This is a genomic window from Thioalkalivibrio sp. ALgr3 (assembly GCF_000377325.1).
Classification (GTDB): domain Bacteria; phylum Pseudomonadota; class Gammaproteobacteria; order Ectothiorhodospirales; family Ectothiorhodospiraceae; genus Thioalkalivibrio.
On the sequence record NZ_KB897980.1, the window covers coordinates 165,097 to 183,841 of the forward strand.

Below are 18,745 nucleotides of genomic sequence, written 5' to 3' on the forward strand. Positions count from 1 at the left end.
CGGTCCGGTGCTAATCCTCCTCGGCCTTCTTAAACATGCCGAGGTAGGCCTTCTTGTCCAGCATCGGCTCGCGCATCACCGCCAGCATGTCGTCCAGATGCTCCGGCGTGCTCATGCCCACCAGCGAGGTTCCCAGACCCGGCGTCGAGCGATTGAACTGCATCGCACGCTGCGCCGGATTGGCCAGCCCCGCCAGCTCCTTCTCCACCACTTCCACCGACTGCTGCGCGAGGTGGCCCTTGAGCATGGTGTGCGAGGCCATCATGTAGATCTCCAGCTGATGCGCCGCCTGCAGCGGGCTGGCCACGTTGCCCTGCCCGGTGGCCGTATTGAAGCGCGTGAAGCCCTCCAGCATCACCTGATTGAACGGCAGCATCGCCAGCTTGAAATGATCGCGCGCGAACTCGTCGCCGGTCACGGTCTGCGCCGCACGCTGGGCCAGCCCCTGAATCGAGGTCAGTGACTGGAACACCGCGGCGTCGGTCTCCTCGCGAAAGCCCTCGAAGGTCGAGATCCCGTAGGCGCGGATCTTCTTGTCGCGCACCGCACGTTCCAGCATCTCGAACACCGGCTCCAGCTTCCAGTTGGTGCGTTCCTTGCCGATCTCGTGGATGTGCACCTCGGGCTGGTCGATGATGAACGCATCCAGGGTCTCCACGCCCATCAGCGAGCGCGACAGCTCCATCTGGTAGTGGATGTATTCCGGCGTCAGCAGATGCGCGCCCTTGGCCAGGTCCTCCTTCGTGCCCATGCCCGGGGCCTCGATCTCGCGCTGGAACCAGGCGTCCATGTCGTCCGGCTGACCGCCGCGCAGGGTCAGGAAGCCTCCCTTGGAGATCAGGAACATCGCCTCGCGCGGGACCCCGGCCTCCAGCGCCGTGCGCACGCCCGCGCCCACGGCCGCCAGCGAGCGGCCATAGCGGTAATGCGCGGAGGTATCCACCACGTTGATGCCCTCGGTCAGCCCGCGGGCCACGATCGCGGAGATCGCCGCATCCACCTCGGCGGTGGCCGCCCCGCCAAAGGTGCCGATGCCCAGACTGGACAGGCGCATCCGCGCGCGCGAGAACTCGCTGTAATGGCCCTCGGCCGCACGCCCGTCGGCGAGGAACGACTCGGCGTACTTGCGCGTCGCCTTGGCGTTGGCGTAGCCGGGAATCAGTTTCTGCGAAGCTTCCATATTCCTCTCTCGAACCGCCGCAACTGGGGCAACCGCCGGATCCTGGTCCTCCGGCGCATCGCATCGGGAATGCGAATCCTAGGGAAACACCGCTCGATGTGCACGTTTCCCTCGACAGACGGAGGGTGCCCGCCCTGCGTCCCCCGATCGTTTGCGGCCAGCCCCGGAATGCTGCGAAGCTGGCGGCCCCATCGTGCCGCCCGGAATACCGCCCGAGATGACCGCTCCCGAAGACCCCGAACACACCCCGCAGACGGGCGTCGAACCGGAAGACGAAGCCGGCTTCGAGGCCCTGGAACGCGGCGACTTTGCCGCAGCCCACCGAATCTGGAGCGAACGCGCCGACGGACCGCATGCCGGCGCCCATCTCGGCCTGGGCGTGCTGTACGCCAGCGGCCTGGGCGTCGAATCCGACGTGCAGCGGGCCCGCGAGCACTGGAAACGCGCGGCCGATCTGGGCCTGCCGGATGCCTGCTTCAACCTCGGCCTGCTGGCCGAACAGGGGGTCGCCGAGGGTGATCCCGCGGAGGAAGCCGAGACCTGGTATCGCCGCGCGGCGCAGGCCGGTCACGCGAACGCCCAGTACAACCTGGGCGTTCTGCGCTTCGCCAGCGAAGTCACCCCGGAAGCCGCCGCGGAGGCCGTCGCCTGGTGGGAGAAAGCCGCCGAACAGGGCGATCCCGATGCCCTGAACAGTCTGGGGGTGGCGTACGAAACCGGCCGCGGCTGCGATGCCGACCCCGCCGAAGCCGGCCGGCTGTACGCACGGGCCGCCGGCGCCGGTCATGCCGGGGCGGCCTGCAACCTCGCCCGGCTGCTGGAACAGGGCCACGGCGTGATCGCCGATCTGACCGAGGCCGTGCGCTGGTACCGCCAGGCCGCGGAGGACGGCGACAACGAGGCCGCCGCCCGCCTCGGCAACCTGTACCGCGACGGCAAGGGCGTGGAATGCGATCCGGCGCAGGCGGCACACTGGTATCGCGTCGCCGCCGATGCCGGCCATCCCGCGGCGCGTACCAACCTGGGCGTGCTGCTGGACCGCGGTCACGGGATCGCCCGGGACCAGCGCGAGGCCGCCCACTGGTACCGGCTGGCGGCCCGCCAGGGGCAGATGCAGGCGCAGTACAACCTGGGCATCTTCCTGGCCGAAGGCCATGGCGTGGAACAGGATCCGGTCGAGGCCTGGGTTTGGTTCTCGCGCGCGGCCGACCAGGGACACCCCTCGGCCGCCGACGCCCGCGACTATGTCCACCAGCACCTGTCACTGGAGCAGCAGCAGGACGCCCTGGCCCGCAAGTCGCGTGAGTGATCGCCGTCAGCCGCCGGAGCCGTGTTTCCCCGGACCCGGCCTCAGCCGACCCACGCCCCGCCCACCGTCAGACTGAGCGCCAGGACCGCTACCACACGCCTGGCGGGCTTGATCGGCCCGTCGCTGTGTGGACACTTCGCCCGCATGAGCGAGGAGATGCCCATCGACGCCCTGCACGGGGACTTTGCCGCGGCGCTGGCCGACGGTCCGGTGGTGGTATCGGCGGCGACCGGTTCGGGCAAGTCGACGCGCCTGCCGGTGTGGGCGCGGGAACAGGGGCGCGTGCTGGTGGTGGAACCGCGCCGGGTAGCGGCCACCAGCCTGGGGCACTGGGTGGCCGGCCTGCTCGGCGGCAAACCCGGGCGCGAGGCGGGCTTCGCCGTGCGCGGCGAGGTGCGCTGCGACCGCGACACGCAGATCGTGTTCGCCACGCCCGGGATGGCCCTGCAATGGCTGGCGCACAACGGCCTCGCGGATTTCGCGGTGGTGGTCCTCGACGAGTTCCACGAACGCCGCTGGGATACCGACCTGCTCTACGCCCTGCTGACCGAGACCGGATGCCACCGCCTGGTGATCACCTCGGCCACCATCGACGGCGCGCGCCTCGCCCGCGATCTCGGCGGCACCCACCTCGAGAGCCCCGGCCGCTCCTGGCCGGTCGCGCTGGAACACCTTGCCGCGGACCCGCAGGCAATGCCTCATGCGAAGGACCTGGCCACGCGCGTGGCCGAAGGCATCCGCACCGCACTGGCGCGTACCGACGGCGATGTCCTCGCCTTTCTGCCCGGGCGCGGCGAGATCAGCGCGGCGGCCCGGGCCCTGAAGGACGAGCCGGTGGCCTGTATCGAGCTGCACGCCGGCGCCAGCGCCGAGGCGCAGCGCCATGCCCTGCAGCCGGGGCAGGAACGCCGGGTGATCCTCGCCACCAACGTCGCCGAGAGCTCGGTGACCGTGCCCGGGGTCACCGCCGTGGTCGACAGCGGCCTGGAGCGCCGCACGGGTCGGCGCAACGGCCGCACCGTGCTCGCGCTGCAGGCGATCGCCGCCGACAGCGCGGAGCAGCGCCGCGGGCGCGCGGGCCGCACCGCGCCGGGTCTGTGCCTGCGCCTGTGGGGGCGCAATGCCCCGCTGGCCGCGAACACCCCGCCGGAGCTGCAGCGCGAGGACCTCACCGAACCGGTACTGGCGGCCGCCTGCTGCGGGCGCCCGGCACGCGAACTCGCATTCCCCGATCCCCCGCGCGAGGAGGCCCTGGAGCGCGCCGAAAACCGGTTGCGGGCGATGCACGCGATCGCCGCGGACGGTCGCGCCACCGCGCACGGCCGACGCCTGTTCGCCCTGCCGGTGGACACCGCGCTGGCCCATCTGGTGCTGGCCATGCCGGATGCGGCGACGGCCACGTTCATGGCCGACCTGGCCGGCGCCCTCGGCAGCCGCCGGGCGGTCGCGGTGCCGCCCGACGACGAACGCGAGCGGCAGGATGCACTCGCCGCCCTCGGCCGGGCCTGTGATGCGACGCTGCGGGTCGCCGCGGTGCGCGGCCACGCACCCGACGGGGTTCGCATACGCCGGGAGGAACGCCGCGAGGCGCGCCATCTGGCCCGTCAGGTGCGCGAGCTGGCCGGCCTGCCCGCCCGGGAATCGCAACAGGAACCGCAGCAGGAACCGGAGTCGGAGCCGCTCGCGGCCACCGCGCCCCGGGCCCTGACCGCCGCGGTGGCTGCCGCCCCCGAGCTGGCGTTCGTGCGCCGCGAGCGCCGCCGCTTTGCGCTGGGCAACGGCGGCGAGGAGGCGGAGATCGGTCGGGATTCGCTGCTGGCCGAGGATGCCGAGGCGGCCGTGGTGTTCGACAGCCACAGCCTGCCCGGCAAGGGCACCCGCGACACCCGCACCATCGCCACGGTGCTCGCGCCGCTGGAGCCCGATGCCCTGATCGACGCGGGGGTGGCCACGCCGGCCATCGCCGATCCCGAATGGTCCGCGGACGGACTCGTGGTCCGCCGCGACTGGTGGCATGCCGGGCGCGTACTGCGCAGCGACCACACCCGCCCCGCAGGCGCTCAGGCGCGCGAGGCACTGGCCTCGCTGATCCTCGACGACCGGCTGCTCGCCCCCGCCGGCTCGCGCCTGCACGACGACCTCGACGCCTGGGCACTGTATCTCGCGCTGGGCTTCGAGCAGGGCAAGGTCCCGGACGCCCGCGACTGGCTGGCCCGCCGCCTGCAGACCCTGGGCGTGGAGTCGGACGAGGACGTGGTCCTGCTGGAACCGGAGGACCTGGCGTTCGAGGGCGTACCCGAGTGGGAACGCGAACGGTTCGATCGCCGCTATCCGCGCGAGGTGCGGCTCTCGGGCCTGCACATGCGCATCCATTACGACGTCGCCCGCCGTACCGTCACCGCGGAGAAGATCGACGGCAACCGCCGCGACGACCCGAAGCGCTGGGAACTGCCCGCCTGGCAGGGCTGGCACGTCCGCTTCCAGCGCGCCAGCCGCGTGGTCGACGTGCGTTAACCTCCGGGCGGTCGCGAGATCACGTAGCGGTTGCGCCCGGCCGCCTTGGCCCGGTACATCGCCTGCTCCGCCTCGCGCAGCAGCTGTTCCGGGCCCGGTTCGGGATCGTGTCCGTAGAATGCGACGCCCAGGCTGGCACTGACCCGGAACACGTTTTCGCCGTCCTCCACGGGCGCCGCGACGGCCGCCAGCAGGCGTTCCAGCAGCGGGACGGTGGCTCCCGGGTCCACGTCTTCGAGGACCGCGACGAATTCGTCGCCCCCCAGCCGGGCAAAGGTATCGCCCTCACGCAGGCAGACCCGCATGCGTTCGGCGACCACCCGCAGCAGACGGTCCCCGGCGTCGTGACCATAGCCGTCGTTGACCGCCTTGAAACCGTCGAGGTCGAGGAACACCACCGCCAGCTGGGTTCCCCGGCGCCGGGCCCGGACCATGGCCTGGTGCAGGCGATCGAGCAGCAGGACCCGGTTGGGCAGCGCGGTCAGGGCATCGTAATGGGCACCGTGCTCGAACTCGCGCAGCAGATCCTTCTGCCAGGTGATGTCGGTGGAGATGCCCAGCAGGCTGTCGGGAAGAGTGCGGGACGAGTCCGTGTAGACCGGGGTCTTGACCTCCCAGTAGACCCGGTGGCCACCGTCCTCCTCGAGCGCCTCGATCTCCTCGCGGCTGTCCTCGCCGGCGAGCACCCGGCTGTCCACCTCGTGCAGACGGGCGACCGTGGCCGGCGGGAAGAAATCCTCGTCGCCGCGTCCGTAGAGCTCGTCCGCCGTGCAACCGAACACCCGCAGGGTCTCGCGGTTGCCATAGGTATAGCGACGCTGCCGGTCCTTCACATAGACCGCGACCGGCACACGGTCCAGGGCCTCGTGCAGCACCTGGATGTGGTGCAGGGAACGGTGCAGCTCCTGTTCCGCGGCCAGACGCGCGGTGATGTCGTAACAAAAGCCGACATAGCCCCGGAACTCGCCGTGCGGGTCATGGCGCGGCCCGCCCTCGTCGAGGATCCAGCGATACTCGCCGTCGGCGCGGCGCAGGCGGTATTCCAGGGTAAAGGTCCGGCGCGCGGCGACGGCGGCCCGGTAGCCCTCGATGCAGGCGGCGCGGTCGTCGGGGTGGACCCCCTCCAGCCAGCCGTCGCCCTGCTCCTGCGCCAGACTGCGGCCGGTGAAACGCAGCCAGGGCTCGTTGACATATTCCACGCCCCCGTCGGCCCCGGAGACCCAGATCAGGACCTGACCGGCGTCCGTCAGCTGACGGTAGTACTCCCGGCACTCCTCCAGCTCGCGGATACGCTCTGCCGCGTCCCGGAGCACCCGTCGCCAGGCGACCGGGATCGGCTCCTCGGGGAGATCGGTAAAGGGAAGCGCCGCACGCAGCTGCGACTCGGATTCGTCGTCCATCCGGGGCACCTGATCCATGCCCGCCTGTGCGGGGCCATTGTTCGAGCTTATACCATGACGGGCCACGGTCAACGGCGCCGGCGGGCTATCATCCCCCAGCGGCACTGCGCAGCAGGGGGTGGGTGCGGAACAGCCGCTCCAGGCGCTGTTCCAGTTCGGCGCGCACCGGGCCGCTGCGGTCCGCGTCGAGGCGGGATACGAACAGGTTGTCGTACCACTCCTCTTCCTCGTCCATGTCCCAGTCGACCTCGCGCAGCAGGGCCTGCCCGGCCTCGGGCAGCCGGGCGGGCAGCTCGCGGCCGGTGAGCTGTGCCCACACGCCGGTCCAGCAGCGGGCCAGCGCCAGCGGATGGTAGCCGCCGCCCCCGAGCACCAGCAGCTTCGGCGTGCCGTCGCCGTGGCGGGGGCTGGTCTCGATCACGTCGTCGATGCAGGCGAGGAAGCACTGGGTGGAGATGCCGAACTTGCCCAGCGGGTCCGGCAGCAGCGCATCGGTGCCGGCCTGCACGACCACGTAATCCGGCTGCCAGCGGGTACGCGCCGCCTCCCAGATGCGGCTGAAGGCGCTGCGGAATTCCGTGTCGTTGGTCTCTTTCGGCAGCGGCAGGTTGACCGCGTTCCCCAGCCGGCCGGTGTCCTCGATGCGCCCGCCCTGGAACGGATAGCCGTATTCGGTATCCATGTGCAGGGACACGGTAAGCACGTCCGGGTCGTCGGCGAATGCCGCTTCCACGCCGTCGCCGTGATGGGCGTCGATATCCAGGTACAGCACCCGTGCCCCGCTCTGGCGCAGGCGCATGATGCCCAGCGCGCAGTCGTTGAAGTAGCAGAAACCGCGCGCCTGGTCGGGGGCGGCGTGGTGCATGCCGCCGGCCGGATTGAAGGCCATGCCGCCCTGCAGCACGACCTCGGCACCCTGGATGGAACCATAGGTGGCCGTGGCCGGGGTGGAGAAGAAGCCGGCGAAGAACGGGTTCTCGAAGTTGCCGATGTTGTGGCGGTCACGGTAGCGCTGGAACACCTTGCCCAGGGCCTCGGCGCGCTGCATGGCGGTCACGTAGTCGCGAGTATGCAGCCACTCGAGCTCGGCGGGCATGGCCTTGCGGGTCACCGCCATCTCGCCGGGGGTGACGGCATCGTAGGCCTCGATCAGATCGATGGTCAGCGACACCCGCGGGATCCCGAGGGGGTGGTTGTCGCCGTAGCTGTGCCCGCGATAGCGCGGGGCGTGCAGCAGCGTCGCGTGGCGGCGCGCCGGACCGGATGCGGCGTCCGGGGCAGCGACGGGGGCGGCTTCGGGGGTGACATTCACTGGTGGCGCAGCCTCAGGTAGATCTCGGGCAGACGGCGCGGCAGCTCGTCCACGTGGTCGATGATGGTGTAGTGGCCGGGGCCGAAGATCGCCGGCAGGTATTCCGAGCCGGATGGGTCCAGGGTGACGCAGAACGGGTGCACGCCGGCGTCCACCGCCTCTTTCATGGCCATGCGCGTGTCCTCGTGCAGGTAGCGCTGATCGCCGCCGTCGTCGTAGTCGGCCGGGCGGCCGTCGGACAGGATCAGCAGCAGGCGGCGCTGGGCCGAGCTGCGCCGGAAGGCCTCCAGCGAGTGGCGAATGCCCGCGCCCATGCGCGAGGCCAGGCGCCCGGAGACCCCGGCGATGCGGTTGCGCACGGTGGCGCTCAGGTCTTCGTTGAAGTCCTTCAGCCAGTAATAGTTGACCTGATCGCGCTGTTTGGAGGCGAACCCGGCGATCGCACAGGGATCGCCGACCCGGTCGATGGCCTCGGCGAACAGCATCATGCCCTCGCGCACGCGGTCGACGATCTTGCCCTGCCCGCCCGGATGACGCGCCATGATGGAGGTCGACATGTCCGCCAGCATCAGCACCGAGGTGTCGCGGTGCTGCACCGCGCGACGGCGGTAGATGAAGGCCTTGGGCGACAGCCCCGCCTTCTTGTCGGCGACATAATCGATCACTGCCTCGGTATCCAGCTCGTCGCCGTCCATCTGTTTGCGCAGCGGCGCCGGGCGCATCGGGCGCTGCATCTCCAGACCCCGGGTCAGGCGCTTCAGGGTGTCGGCATGCCGGGTGAGGATCTCCGCCGCGCGGTCGGGCTCTTCGTCGTCCAGCACGCGCTCGTAGAGGTTGACCCAGTCGGAGATGTAGCGCTGCTCGCGGTAGTCCCACTCGGGGTACAGGATGCCGTCCTTCTTCGGCGTGTACGGCGCCGCGCGCTTGGCCACCTGGGCAGGCTGCGGGATCCCGGTGCCGATCCGCCCGCCGGTGCCGGAGGTCTCCTGCTGCGGGGTCTGGATGTCGGCGTCCGGGTCCTTCTGCGCGTCCTCCGGGGCCTGCTGCGGCTGCTCTTCCTGCTTCTCGTGCTCGAACTTGTGCTCGTCGTGCGCCTCGTGGTCGCGGAAGTCCGCCAGCTCGCCGTTACGCTCGCGCTGGGGATAGACCGGCAGCGCCGCGTTCAGCGACAGCCCGGGCAGGTAGGCCTCGGCGCGTTCCTCGATGGTGATCTCGGGAAAGGCCCCGTCGGCGAACAGCTCCTCGGCCACCTCCCAGGCGGTCACCACGTCGGCATCGGGCTCCAGCATGCGCGCGAGCCGCGGATCCTCCGGCTCGCGCCCTTCCAGCAACGCCCGGTGCGCCCGCAGGGCGAAATCGAAATACGTGCCGGCCGGTTCGGCCGGGCGTTCGTACGCCTCGGCCAGCCGCACCAGCCGTTCGAGAAAGCGCGGGATGCGCGGCGCGACCCGGGCGTTCACCCGCAGGTCCTCGGCCAGATCGAACAGGATCTGGAAACGGAACATGCGTTCGCCGAAGGCGGCGAACAGCGGCCGCCAGGTGATGCGCGAGCGGTCATCCAGCGGCGGGTGCTCGCTGCCCGCGCGCTCGAACAGGCGCTCCACGCGGGACAGGGCGTAGGTGTCGTAGGCCAGATGGGCGGCCGCATGCTGGGTGGCCACCAGGGCCTCCTCGCGCGAGTCCATCACCGCCGGCATGAACAGCCGCCGGCCGTCGGTCTCCAGCATCGGCCGGCCCTCGCCGGGCTTCCAGCTGGAATCCGCCAGCGGGATGTCGGCGTCCAGCCAGGCCAGCATCACCAGCCGCAGGAAGCGTCCGTGCATGCGCGGACGGAACCCCGGCAGCGCGTCCAGCAGCAGCTTCAGGCTCTCGTCGCTCTCCAGGCGGAAATACGCCTCGCCGCGCGAGCGCCCGGCCTTCAGCAGGTCGGCCCCCCGCCGCGCCCAGGACAGCAGACCACCATCGCCGACCAGGTTGCGCGCGATCGGCGCCCCTTCGAGGTAGCAGTCCAGGGTCAGGCCGCGCTCGTCGAACAGGGTCTCGGCCGGGTCGATCAGGGCCCGCAGCCCCTCGATGCCGCGACCGGCCGCGAGCTTGTCGAAATCGGTCTCGAAATAGGCCCGCGCGTCCGGCAGGCTGCGCTCGCACCAGCGCAGACCGGTCGCGTACCACTCGCGCTCGCCGTCCTCGCCCCAGGCGGCGAACACCCGGTCGGCCTGGCTCATGAAGCCTTCCAGCGCATCGGCGGAATTCACCCAGCGGGCGAATTCGGCGGCCTGTGCACGCCACGGCTCCACGCCGCCGACGTGTTCGGCCATCCGCGCGGAATGCCGCATGAAGCTCTTGCCGGCCTCGCGGTCATGGAAGAACAGGTCGCGCGCGGTCTCGATCCACCGCCGGGCGGGACCGGCACCGAACTCGCGGATCGCCGGCAGGGCCTCCTTCGCGTCGCGGTGGGCGACGAAGCTCATGTCCTCGAGGTGCTGCAGGATCTCCTCGATCTCGACGAGATCCTCGGCCTCGGTGTTCGCGCCCCCGTCGTTGCGGGCCTGCTCGCTCACGCGGCTTCCGACTCGGGGAAGTGGGCGTCGAAGATCTCCTCCAGCGCCTGGATCAGCTCGGGGTCATCGGTGATCGGCGCGATCATCGCCGCGCGGCAGGCCACGCGCGGGCTCAGGCCCGCCTGCATCAGCTCCCCGGCATAGGCCAGCGCGCGGGTGGAGGTCGCCTCCTCCAGGCCGTGGTCCTTCAGCGCCCGCGCCTTGCGCCCGGCGGCGACCAGCTTCTCCACCCGATCGGCGTCCAGACCGCCGGACTCCTTGGCGACGATCTCGCGCTCGACCTCTTCCGAGGGGTAATCGAAGTGGATGCCGACGAAGCGCTGCTTGGTGGACGGCTTCAGGTCCTTCAGCACGGTCTGGTAACCGGGGTTGTAGGAGATCACCAGCATGAAGTCCTCGTGCGCATCGATGATCTGCGACTTCTTGTCCAGCGGCAGCTGGCGGCGGTGGTCGGTCAGCGGGTGGATAACCACGGTGGTGTCGGTACGCGCCTCGACGATCTCGTCTAGGTAACAGATCGCCCCCTCCTTGACCGAGCGGGTCAGCGGCCCGTCCTGCCACACGGTCTCCTCGCCCTCCAGCAGGAAGCGGCCCACCAGGTCGGAGCTGGTGAGGTCCTCGTGGCAGGACACCGTGACCAGCGGCTGGCCGATGGTATGCGCGACATGCTCCAGAAACCGGGTCTTGCCGCAGCCGGTCGGCCCCTTGAGCATCACCGGAAGGCGCTTGGCATAGGCCGCCCGGAAGATCTCGACCTCGTCGGCCTGGGGCTTGTAGAAGGGCGCGCCGCCCTGGCTGCCATCCTGGCCGGGCTTGTCGATTACGTCGCGTTCCACTCCGCGCATGCGGTTGATCAGGTTCTTCATGCTGGCTCCTGTAGGCCGCCTGGTATGTCGCGTCGCATGACGATTCCGGGCACATTCCCGGGGGGCGCACCCCGGAATCGTCATCGCGCGGGGATTGTTGTATGATTTCGGGTTTGATTATACCCAACCAGTTCACTCGGATTCAGCGCGTAAATAGAGGACCCGCAATGAAACTTGTCAAACTCGTCAAGCTGAACAACCTGCAGTACAACCCGAACCGCGACCCGGAAGTGTACCGTCGCCCGGTGAACGAGGAATTCCGCCTGCAGGCCATGCTGAACGGCTCGGGCACCGCGCAGTGCCGCTTCACCGTGGAGGGCGAGACCCTCTGCGAAAGCAGCGTCTCCCTGCCCGGCAGCTTCGACTGCAAGTTCAGCTACGACACCGCGGGGACCCGCATGGGTGACCTGGAGATCGAGGGCAACGGCGAGACCTACCACCAGAAGATCCGGATCGACGTCCTCGAGCACGCCTGGATCGGCTGAAGGCCGCGCCATTCCCCGCTCCGCGGCACACGCGGACCGGCGAAGCGAAAAGGCCCCGTGGCTTGAGCCCGGGGCCTTTTCTGTTGGGGGCCTTTCTGACGGGTCTCAGCCCCAGTCGTACATGCGGATGAACTCGGGGAGCTTTTCGACCATCTCGTCCCGGTCGAAGAAGCGATCCGCCCGCGCCAGACGCATCTCGTCACGAATGTCCGCATCCCCGCCGAAACAGAACACCGGCAGGTTGATCTGGTATTCCATGCGCAGGGTGCGGATCACGTCCAGCGGATCGAACACCTCGATCTCGTCCAGATCCAGCAGCAGGAAGCGATACAGCAGCACCTCGTTCCAGTCTCCCAGACCCTCCAGATCGGTGGTCGCTTCCATGTGCCAGTCGTCGGGCAACGGCACCCGCAGGCGCTCGATCATCTCGCCGTCCCGGCTCATCAGGATCAGGCGCTTTTCCAGCCGGCGCTGGATCGTCGGTTCGGCCATCTCGGTGTCTCCTTGGAAATTCAGGCGATGCCGCGGTACAGCGCATCGATGCGGGCGCTGACCGCATCGGCCACCGCAGGGTCGAGGCAGCCGGCCAGGCGCGAGCGCAGATGCAGACGTTCCGGCAGCTCGCCCGCCACGCGCTCGCCGAGGACGCGGTCCACCGCGGGGTCCTCGCACCAGACGCGGGCGATGTGCTGTCCTTCCACGTGCAGGCGCAGGCGCCCGCAGGCCACCCGTGTCTCGAACACGTGATTGTCACGATTGACCCGGATCCCCTCCGGCACGGACGGGCGCGCATCCCCGTCCGCCAGATCGTCCAGTTCCTCGTAGCCGGCCGCCAGCCAGGCCTCCAGGGTCGCCGCGTCCGGCGTCACCTCCACCGGCGGCGCCTCGAAGCGGCGTTCCGCGACCCGGCGCAGCGAGTCGCGCAGGGCCGCAGAATCCGGCGCCCGCCCCAGCTCCCCGGCGCAGTCGGTCATGCCGGCCTCCAGTACCGGACGCAGCCATTCGCGATACCCCTCGCTGGGGGCCCGCACACAGGCGAGGAAATCCTCCACCGGGAAACGACCGAGAAAGCTCGCGCCGAATACCGAGCCCTCGTTCAGGGTGGCCGCACCGGTACCCATGATCTTGCGGCCCTGCACCCACACATCCTGTCCGCGGGGTTCCACCCCCTGCAGGCCCAGCTCGCGCAAGACGTCCACGGCCATGGCCAGGCCCTGCGCGAACAGATGCCGGGGGCCACGCTTGAGGACACGGCTCGGCCGGATCACGAAGAAGCAGTCCTGGTCGGCATCCACCCATACCGAACCACCGCCCAGGGGGCGCCGCACCACCGGGATGCCACGCGCGGCACAGTGGTCCAGATCGAGATCGGCTTCGGGATCCTGACTGCCGCCCACCGAGACATGCGCCTCGCGCGAGCGCGCCCACAGTATCCGGGGCGGAGCGTCCGGCGGAGTGGACGCCGCCAGCCCGGTATACAGGGCATGCAGCTCCGTCGCCGACCGCTCCCCGGCATCGATCCATTCCGGAGCGGCCGGGGTCGTCATCGCGCCTTATTCCTCCGACGGCTGACCGGCGGCCGCGTCGCCCTGCTGCTCCTGATCCTTGTCATCGTTCCCCGGCTTGTAGAAATAACGGAAATAGAAGTCGGAGCGCGACAGATCCTCGTACAGCTTGGCCCGTTCCTCGACCCCGGTGCGCATGATATCCACCAGCGCCTCGGCCTGCTGGCCATCGATGATGTGCATGCCGCCCAGCAGCTCCTGGTCGGTGTCGAGGAAATGCTGCGCCAGCTCCTCGGGCTCCTGCACGAACACCAGGAACGCCTTGCATTCGGGATCTTCGAGGTCCAGCGGCTGCATCACCAGTTTGCCGAGCCACGCCTGACGCGCGACCTGGTTGAACTGGTGGATGTCCAGCTTGCGACCCTTCTTGTACTTGTTGAGTTCGTTGCGGATCTCGCCCATGTTGGCGATTTTCATTGATTTCATGGCCTGCTTCCTGCCGCGAGTGAACGGGGAGGATAAACAACCCCGGCCCCCCTACGTAAGAAACCCCGGCGGACCGGGGTTCTTGAGTGCAACCAGGGGTTTTTCCCGGGCCGGGATTCAGTCATCCCACTGGAAGCCGGAGGACGCGAATCCGGTGGCCTCCTGCAGCGCCTCTTCCACCGCTCCCGGGGCATTGCGCAGCTGGATGAAACTGTTCGACCCCAGCATGCTCAGGTCGGGGAAATGCAGCGCCATGCGAAAGCGCATGTGCAGCGCCTCCACGTCGCCGCCATTGACCAGGACCTCGTAGGGCACGTAGGCGGTGTGGCGACGTGCATTGACGTCGACCGTCTCCAGGGCGTTGCGATCGGACGCATCCTCCTCGGCCCCGTCCGCGACGCGGATCGCCACGCCGACCAGGGTTGCGTCGCGCCCCGGGATATCCACGCGATAGACCTCGCTGACACCCCCGGCCCGCTCCTCCAGACCTGCACTCAGCGCCTCGAGCGCTTCCGCACGCGAGCCCCGGCTGCCCAGCTCGTAGGGCGCGTCGAAACGTTCCATGCCGAACGCATAGCGATACCGGTTGAGGTCGCGCTGGCTCTTGCCGTCCTCGTGGCCGAAGGTCTCCTCGGCCCCGAGGGCCTCTTCCAGCGACGCCGCGACACCGTCCAGCGGCACCTCGACACGATAGGCGTGCTGGAAGTAAACCGGATGCGTGTAGCTGACCTGCACTTCGCCGTCGACCTCGGTGATGCCGACACGCATCGGCGCGATATAAGCCGCACGCTCATGCGAGGCGGCCGCCTCCAGCAGGTCGTCGCTGGTCGCCACCAGCACGCGGGCCGAGTCGGTGACATCGTACTCACCGAGGATCTCGAAATCCGCGCCCTCCAGACGCTCGCGCGCCTCGTCGGCCACCTCGGAGACGCCGGCCCCGCCGTCGGTCCAGGCCAGCACGAACGGGCGATACTCGTCCGCGGTGGCGGACGCCGCCGCGGCCATCAGGGTCACGGCCACCAGCCCGGCCGTCAGTGACCGGACGATCCCGGTCGAGCCACCAGCTTGCAGCGGCTTGCGATGAAACAATGACATGGGTACTGCTCCTTCGATCAATGGGAAGCGGGACATCGCCGTCGACCCCGGCCGGGGCCGCAACCCCGGGGCCGGTGGATCGACGGGCCGACCTCAGAAGCGGTAGCTGTAGCCCAGCTCCAGCTCGTACTGCTTCATCTCGATCTCGATGTCCTGGTCCGGATCAAACGCGTTCGATCCGGAGACCGAATTGCTGGGCGCGTACATCGCCGCGAAGCTCAGCTCGTGCTGGTCGCCGAAGGACTTGGTGAAGCCCGCGGTGTAGTGATGCTTCATCACCCCCGGGGCGAGGATGTTCATGGTCACCTCGTCCGAATCGATCGGGTTGTCGCCGCGGTTGTAGCCCACGCGCACCTGCCAGTCGTTCGGCAGCTCGAACTGGGCACCGATCTTGTAGACGTTGATGTCGTCCCAGCCGAAGCCGCGACCGTCGGAGGTGCCGAAGAACGGGACGCCCTGTTGCATGGCCGCCCCCAGATCTTCCTGAGTCGGTCCGGAATTGGAGATCGCGTCCACGTCGGAGTAGTTGATGCGCTGGTAGTCGGCCACCAGGGTCACCGTGGGCGTCACCTCCCAGGCCACCCCCATGCCCCAGGTCGACGGGATGTCGAACGACCCGCTCTCGGCGAACAGCCCGGCATAGTCGTCGAAGTCGGAGTTGCGGATCTTGGAGCGGTAGTTGGCACCCAGCCGCACCCCTTCGGCCACCTGGGCCTGGATCCCGATCTGCGCGCCATAGCCCCAGGAATCATCCGTGCCGTTGCCGCTGAAGTTCTCCGGATCATCGGACGCCCCGAAATCGGCAAAGGTCTGGATCCCCTTCGCCTCGAAGCGCTGGTAGGAGATGATCGGGCTGAAGCCCACACTCACCTGGCCGTCGGCGAACCTTTGCGCGTAGGTCGGGATGATCGCCAGCTGCTCCAGGTCGACCCCGGCCGAGCCGTCACAAAACGGGCCAGTCTGCGAACCGATCGGATTTCCACCGCCGTCGGTGCAGTACATCGCGTTCTCAAATCCCGGATAATCGGTATTCATGCCACCGTTGCCGAGGAAGGCGATGCCCCAGGAGCGGTCTTCATCGATCTGCTGGACGAAGCCCAGCGACGGGATGAAGAAGTTCTTGCTGTCGCTGTCGACTTCGCCCGGTGCCAGACCAAAAGTGCCCATCTGCCCGGATGGCATGCCCGCCTCATACGAGCGCTCCGGACGGAAGTAGGTCAGGGCCCCGTCGAAGCGGGTTTCCATGCCGGCGATGCCGGCCGGATTGATGCCCGGTGCGTAGCTGTCCTGCGAGATGGCCATGCCGACGCCGCCCATGCCCTTGGCCTTGATGCCGTAGCCATGGGCGAAGTAGCCGTTGGTGGCCTGTGCGGTACCGGCGGCGCCCAGGGCCAGGCCGACCGCCATCGTCATCGCGCTGCGGCGAATGAAGCGTGCTTCCATTGTTGTCTCCTTTGGTGGTCTTCTTGTTGTAGCCGGGGGCGGACTGGCTCCCCCGTCGGCTCGGGACACCCGCACCGCTGACCATGCGGGCGGGCGTCTTTTTCGGCGGCCCCCTGCCGCGCGAAATTTCGGCGGCCCCCTGCCGCTCGAAACCTGAATATTCAAAACCGCTTATCGGCGCCCTGACGTGCGAAAGCCCCGCAGGGCGGGGCTTTCGACGGGGGCTTGATGGTTATTGCTTAACGGGCCGATGTCTCGTCCTCGGCCTCGTCGTCGGCGTCGAAGTCGAAGGTGCCGACATCCTCGCCATCCATCTGCCGCTTCACGAATCCGACGTCGCTGCTGTTCAGCGCGAACGGGAACGACAGGATGTCGGTCGGGCTGGAATCGCCGTAGGGGCGATTGCAGGCCGAGACCTCCTCGTCCGACTTGCCGGGGCAGCCGGAGGTCTGGAACGGCTTGCCGGAGGCGATCAGCTCTTCCACCTCGGACTGCGGCAGGCCGAAGTCCACCACCTGGCCGTCGTCGTTGAACTTCATGTCGTCGATGCGGCCGCCGGCGTAGTCGATGACGAAACGGCCCAGCTGCACGCGGCGCCACTGATCGCGCGGGACCGGCTTCCAGTCCTCCATCAGCGAGCCTTCCTCGGGGAAGAACGCGAACATGTGGTTGTGGCCGCCCAGGTCGCGGATGCGCTGGCAGACCTGCAGGATCTCTTCCTCGGTCTCGCCCATGCCGCAGATCAGATGCGCGCCGAACTTCTCCGGGCCGAAGATCTCGGCGGCCCACTCGATGGACTGCCAGTACTTGTCCCAGGTATGCGGGCTCTCGACCGACTTGCCGCGGGTGCGCTCGAAGATCTCCGGGGTCACCGCGTCCAGCGCGACGGTGAAGATGTCCGCGCCCTTGTCCCGCAGGAGCTGGAGGTCTTCATAGCTCATGGTGGTCGGGTTGGACAGGATCGACACCGGGATGTGATTGACCTCGGCGACCCACTTCTCCAGCAGCTCGACGGTGTCGGCATCGGAGTTGGGATGGGTGATCATGGAGATGCACATGCGCTCGAACTGGCCGGCGTCGGCGTTGTTCTTCACGCGTTCGATCACCTCGTCGTATTTGGCGGTGGGCCAGTCGACGCGGATGAAGTTGCGGTCGGCGTAGTCACGCGATTCCTCGCGGTGGCGCGCCAGCCCGCAGTAGGAACAGTTGGCGCGGCAGCCTTCCGGATAGGTGACCAGCAGGTTCAGACAGTGGGTGCAGGACGTGCGATGCATGGTCCCCGGCACCAGGCCAAGCGTAATCGCGGCCGCCGTGGACATCTGCACGTACTCCGGCGAACGCATGTCCGGGGTCTTGATGTGATAGTCCGGCCGATAGAAGTTTACCGGCGCGACCATCTCCTCTGCACTTGCACTCATTGTTTTCCTCCAGCGTTGTCTCGGGGATGCGGGGCATCCATCGACCGGGCCCGATTACGCGGCCCGATCACCATCGTCGAAATACTCGGAAAATGCAATCCATCCACGACGCTGCGTTGCGTCTTCGTTCGCCCGCGGCGTGCGCCAGTGCTGATTGAGAAACGCACGCCGGCGGCAGGCACGCTCCAGCGCCGGCCCGTACTGGCTGCGCATCTCGTCGTCGTAGTCCTCCAGCGCCTCGTCATCGCCGCCCAGGTCATCCACGATCGCCTGCGCGGCCGCCTCGCCGGAGACCACCGCCGCGGCGATCCCGGCCCCGGTGATCGGATGGGTCAGCCCGGCCGCATCGCCCACGAACAGCACCGGCCCGTGCACGAGGTGTTCGCGCAGACCGCCCACCGGGATGGCACCGCCGGTGCGATGCACGATCTCGGTGCCCAGCAGCCCCTGCTCCACCAGCTGCGCATGCAGCGTCTCCAGCGGGGTCTTCATGTCGCGCTCCAGGCGCTTGTCGGCGCCCAGGCCCAGGTTGGCCCATTCGCCCTTGGGGAACAGCCAGGCATACCCGCCGGGGAAATCGTCCGACAGCCAGACGTCGGTCGCGGTGTACGGCCGCAGCAACGGCACGGTGTACTGGCGGGTCTGCACCACCGGCAGCGGATCCAGCCCCAGGGCCGCGGCCACGGGGGAATGCGGGCCGTCGCCGGCCACCAGGAAGCGAAAGCCGACCTCGACCGCCTCACCCGTGTGCTTCACCCGGGCCACGCGCCGATCCACATCCACGTCGGTCAGCGGAGTGGACATCGCCACCTGCGCCCCGGCAGCCTCCGCCGCGCGGATGATCGCACGGTCGAACTCGCCGCGATCGACCATCAGGCCGGGGAAGTCGGACTGCTCTACCGCGCCGGAGGGCAGGAAGCTCTGCATGGAATCGATGCGCTGATGCAGCACGCCGTCCGGCTTCGCATAGGCGCCCATGGGGTTGGGGATGAACTCGGCGCATTGCACCGGCTCGCCGCGTGCACGATTGCGTTCCACCGCCAGCACCGACAGCCCCGCTTCGGCCGCCACGCGGGCGGCGGAGGCCCCGCCGGGCCCCAGCCCGACCACCAGTACGTCGACCGAAGGGGGCAGCATCAGGCGCACCCCGCCGGGTTGGGGACACCGTTCA

Annotated in this window: 15 protein-coding genes; 3 read left to right on the plus strand and 12 right to left on the minus strand. The window is 68.9% G+C overall.

Annotation, left to right across the window (positions count from 1 at the left end):
- Positions 1-10: 10 nt before the first annotated feature.
- Entirely contained in the window at positions 11-1,180 is a 1,170-nt protein-coding gene (locus C998_RS0107770) for an aldo/keto reductase (RefSeq protein WP_018870299.1), read from the minus strand.
- Positions 1,181-1,397: 217 nt separating this feature from the next.
- Here C998_RS0107770 and C998_RS0107775 point away from each other — a divergent pair, with 217 nt between their 5' ends.
- Together C998_RS0107775 and C998_RS0107780 are read left to right on the plus strand one after the other, a co-directional pair.
- Positions 1,398-2,489: an SEL1-like repeat protein gene (locus C998_RS0107775; RefSeq protein WP_018870300.1), complete on the plus strand. Its 1,092-nt coding sequence runs from the start codon at positions 1,398-1,400 to the stop codon at positions 2,487-2,489.
- Between the two features lie 156 nt (positions 2,490-2,645).
- Positions 2,646-5,003 (plus strand): helicase-related protein, encoded by a 2,358-nt coding sequence (locus C998_RS0107780; protein WP_018870301.1) that lies wholly within the window; start codon positions 2,646-2,648, stop codon positions 5,001-5,003.
- Here C998_RS0107780 and C998_RS0107785 read toward each other — a convergent pair.
- From C998_RS0107785 to C998_RS0107800, 4 genes are all read right to left on the minus strand, one after another.
- A complete protein-coding gene (locus C998_RS0107785; protein WP_231364969.1) occupies positions 5,000-6,403 on the minus strand; it encodes a diguanylate cyclase domain-containing protein in 1,404 nt (467 codons plus the stop codon). The two genes, C998_RS0107780 and C998_RS0107785, sit on opposite strands and share 4 nt — an antisense overlap.
- 88 nt (positions 6,404-6,491) lie before the next feature.
- Positions 6,492-7,715, minus strand: a complete 1,224-nt coding sequence (locus tag C998_RS0107790) for an acetoin utilization protein AcuC (RefSeq protein ID WP_018870303.1) — start codon at positions 7,713-7,715, stop codon at positions 6,492-6,494.
- A complete protein-coding gene (locus C998_RS0107795) occupies positions 7,712-10,276 on the minus strand; it encodes a VWA domain-containing protein (protein ID WP_018870304.1) in 2,565 nt (854 codons plus the stop codon). The genes C998_RS0107790 and C998_RS0107795 overlap by 4 nt, the downstream gene beginning before the upstream one ends.
- On the minus strand, positions 10,273-11,142 hold the full coding sequence (locus C998_RS0107800) for a CbbQ/NirQ/NorQ/GpvN family protein (protein WP_018870305.1): 870 nt from the start codon (positions 11,140-11,142) through the stop codon (positions 10,273-10,275). Before C998_RS0107800 ends, C998_RS0107795 begins: the two co-directional genes overlap by 4 nt.
- A 167-nt stretch (positions 11,143-11,309) precedes the next feature.
- Here C998_RS0107800 and C998_RS0107805 point away from each other — a divergent pair, with 167 nt between their 5' ends.
- Positions 11,310-11,627: a hypothetical protein gene (locus tag C998_RS0107805; RefSeq protein WP_018870306.1), complete on the plus strand. Its 318-nt coding sequence runs from the start codon at positions 11,310-11,312 to the stop codon at positions 11,625-11,627.
- A 105-nt stretch (positions 11,628-11,732) separates the two neighbouring features.
- On the opposite strand, the gene C998_RS0107810 is transcribed toward C998_RS0107805, so the two are convergent.
- From C998_RS0107810 to C998_RS0107840, 7 genes are all read right to left on the minus strand, one after another.
- Positions 11,733-12,119, minus strand: coding sequence for a hypothetical protein (locus C998_RS0107810; protein WP_018870307.1), 387 nt, complete (start codon positions 12,117-12,119; stop codon positions 11,733-11,735).
- A gap of 20 nt (positions 12,120-12,139) precedes the next feature.
- Positions 12,140-13,174, minus strand: a complete 1,035-nt coding sequence (locus tag C998_RS0107815; protein WP_018870308.1) for a lipoate--protein ligase family protein — start codon at positions 13,172-13,174, stop codon at positions 12,140-12,142.
- A 6-nt stretch (positions 13,175-13,180) separates the two neighbouring features.
- A complete protein-coding gene (locus C998_RS0107820) occupies positions 13,181-13,618 on the minus strand; it encodes a hypothetical protein (protein WP_026279531.1) in 438 nt (145 codons plus the stop codon).
- Positions 13,619-13,735: 117 nt separating this feature from the next.
- Complete coding sequence (locus tag C998_RS0107825) at positions 13,736-14,713, minus strand: hypothetical protein (RefSeq protein WP_018870310.1); 978 nt, start codon at positions 14,711-14,713, stop codon at positions 13,736-13,738.
- A 93-nt stretch (positions 14,714-14,806) separates the two neighbouring features.
- Positions 14,807-16,156, minus strand: a complete 1,350-nt coding sequence (locus tag C998_RS0107830) for an OmpP1/FadL family transporter (RefSeq protein ID WP_018870311.1) — start codon at positions 16,154-16,156, stop codon at positions 14,807-14,809.
- A gap of 239 nt (positions 16,157-16,395) precedes the next feature.
- Positions 16,396-17,574 (minus strand): radical SAM protein, encoded by a 1,179-nt coding sequence (locus C998_RS0107835; RefSeq protein ID WP_018870312.1) that lies wholly within the window; start codon positions 17,572-17,574, stop codon positions 16,396-16,398.
- A 54-nt stretch (positions 17,575-17,628) separates the two neighbouring features.
- A complete protein-coding gene (locus C998_RS0107840) occupies positions 17,629-18,711 on the minus strand; it encodes an NAD(P)/FAD-dependent oxidoreductase (protein ID WP_026279532.1) in 1,083 nt (360 codons plus the stop codon).
- Between the last annotated feature and the right edge of the window lie 34 nt (positions 18,712-18,745).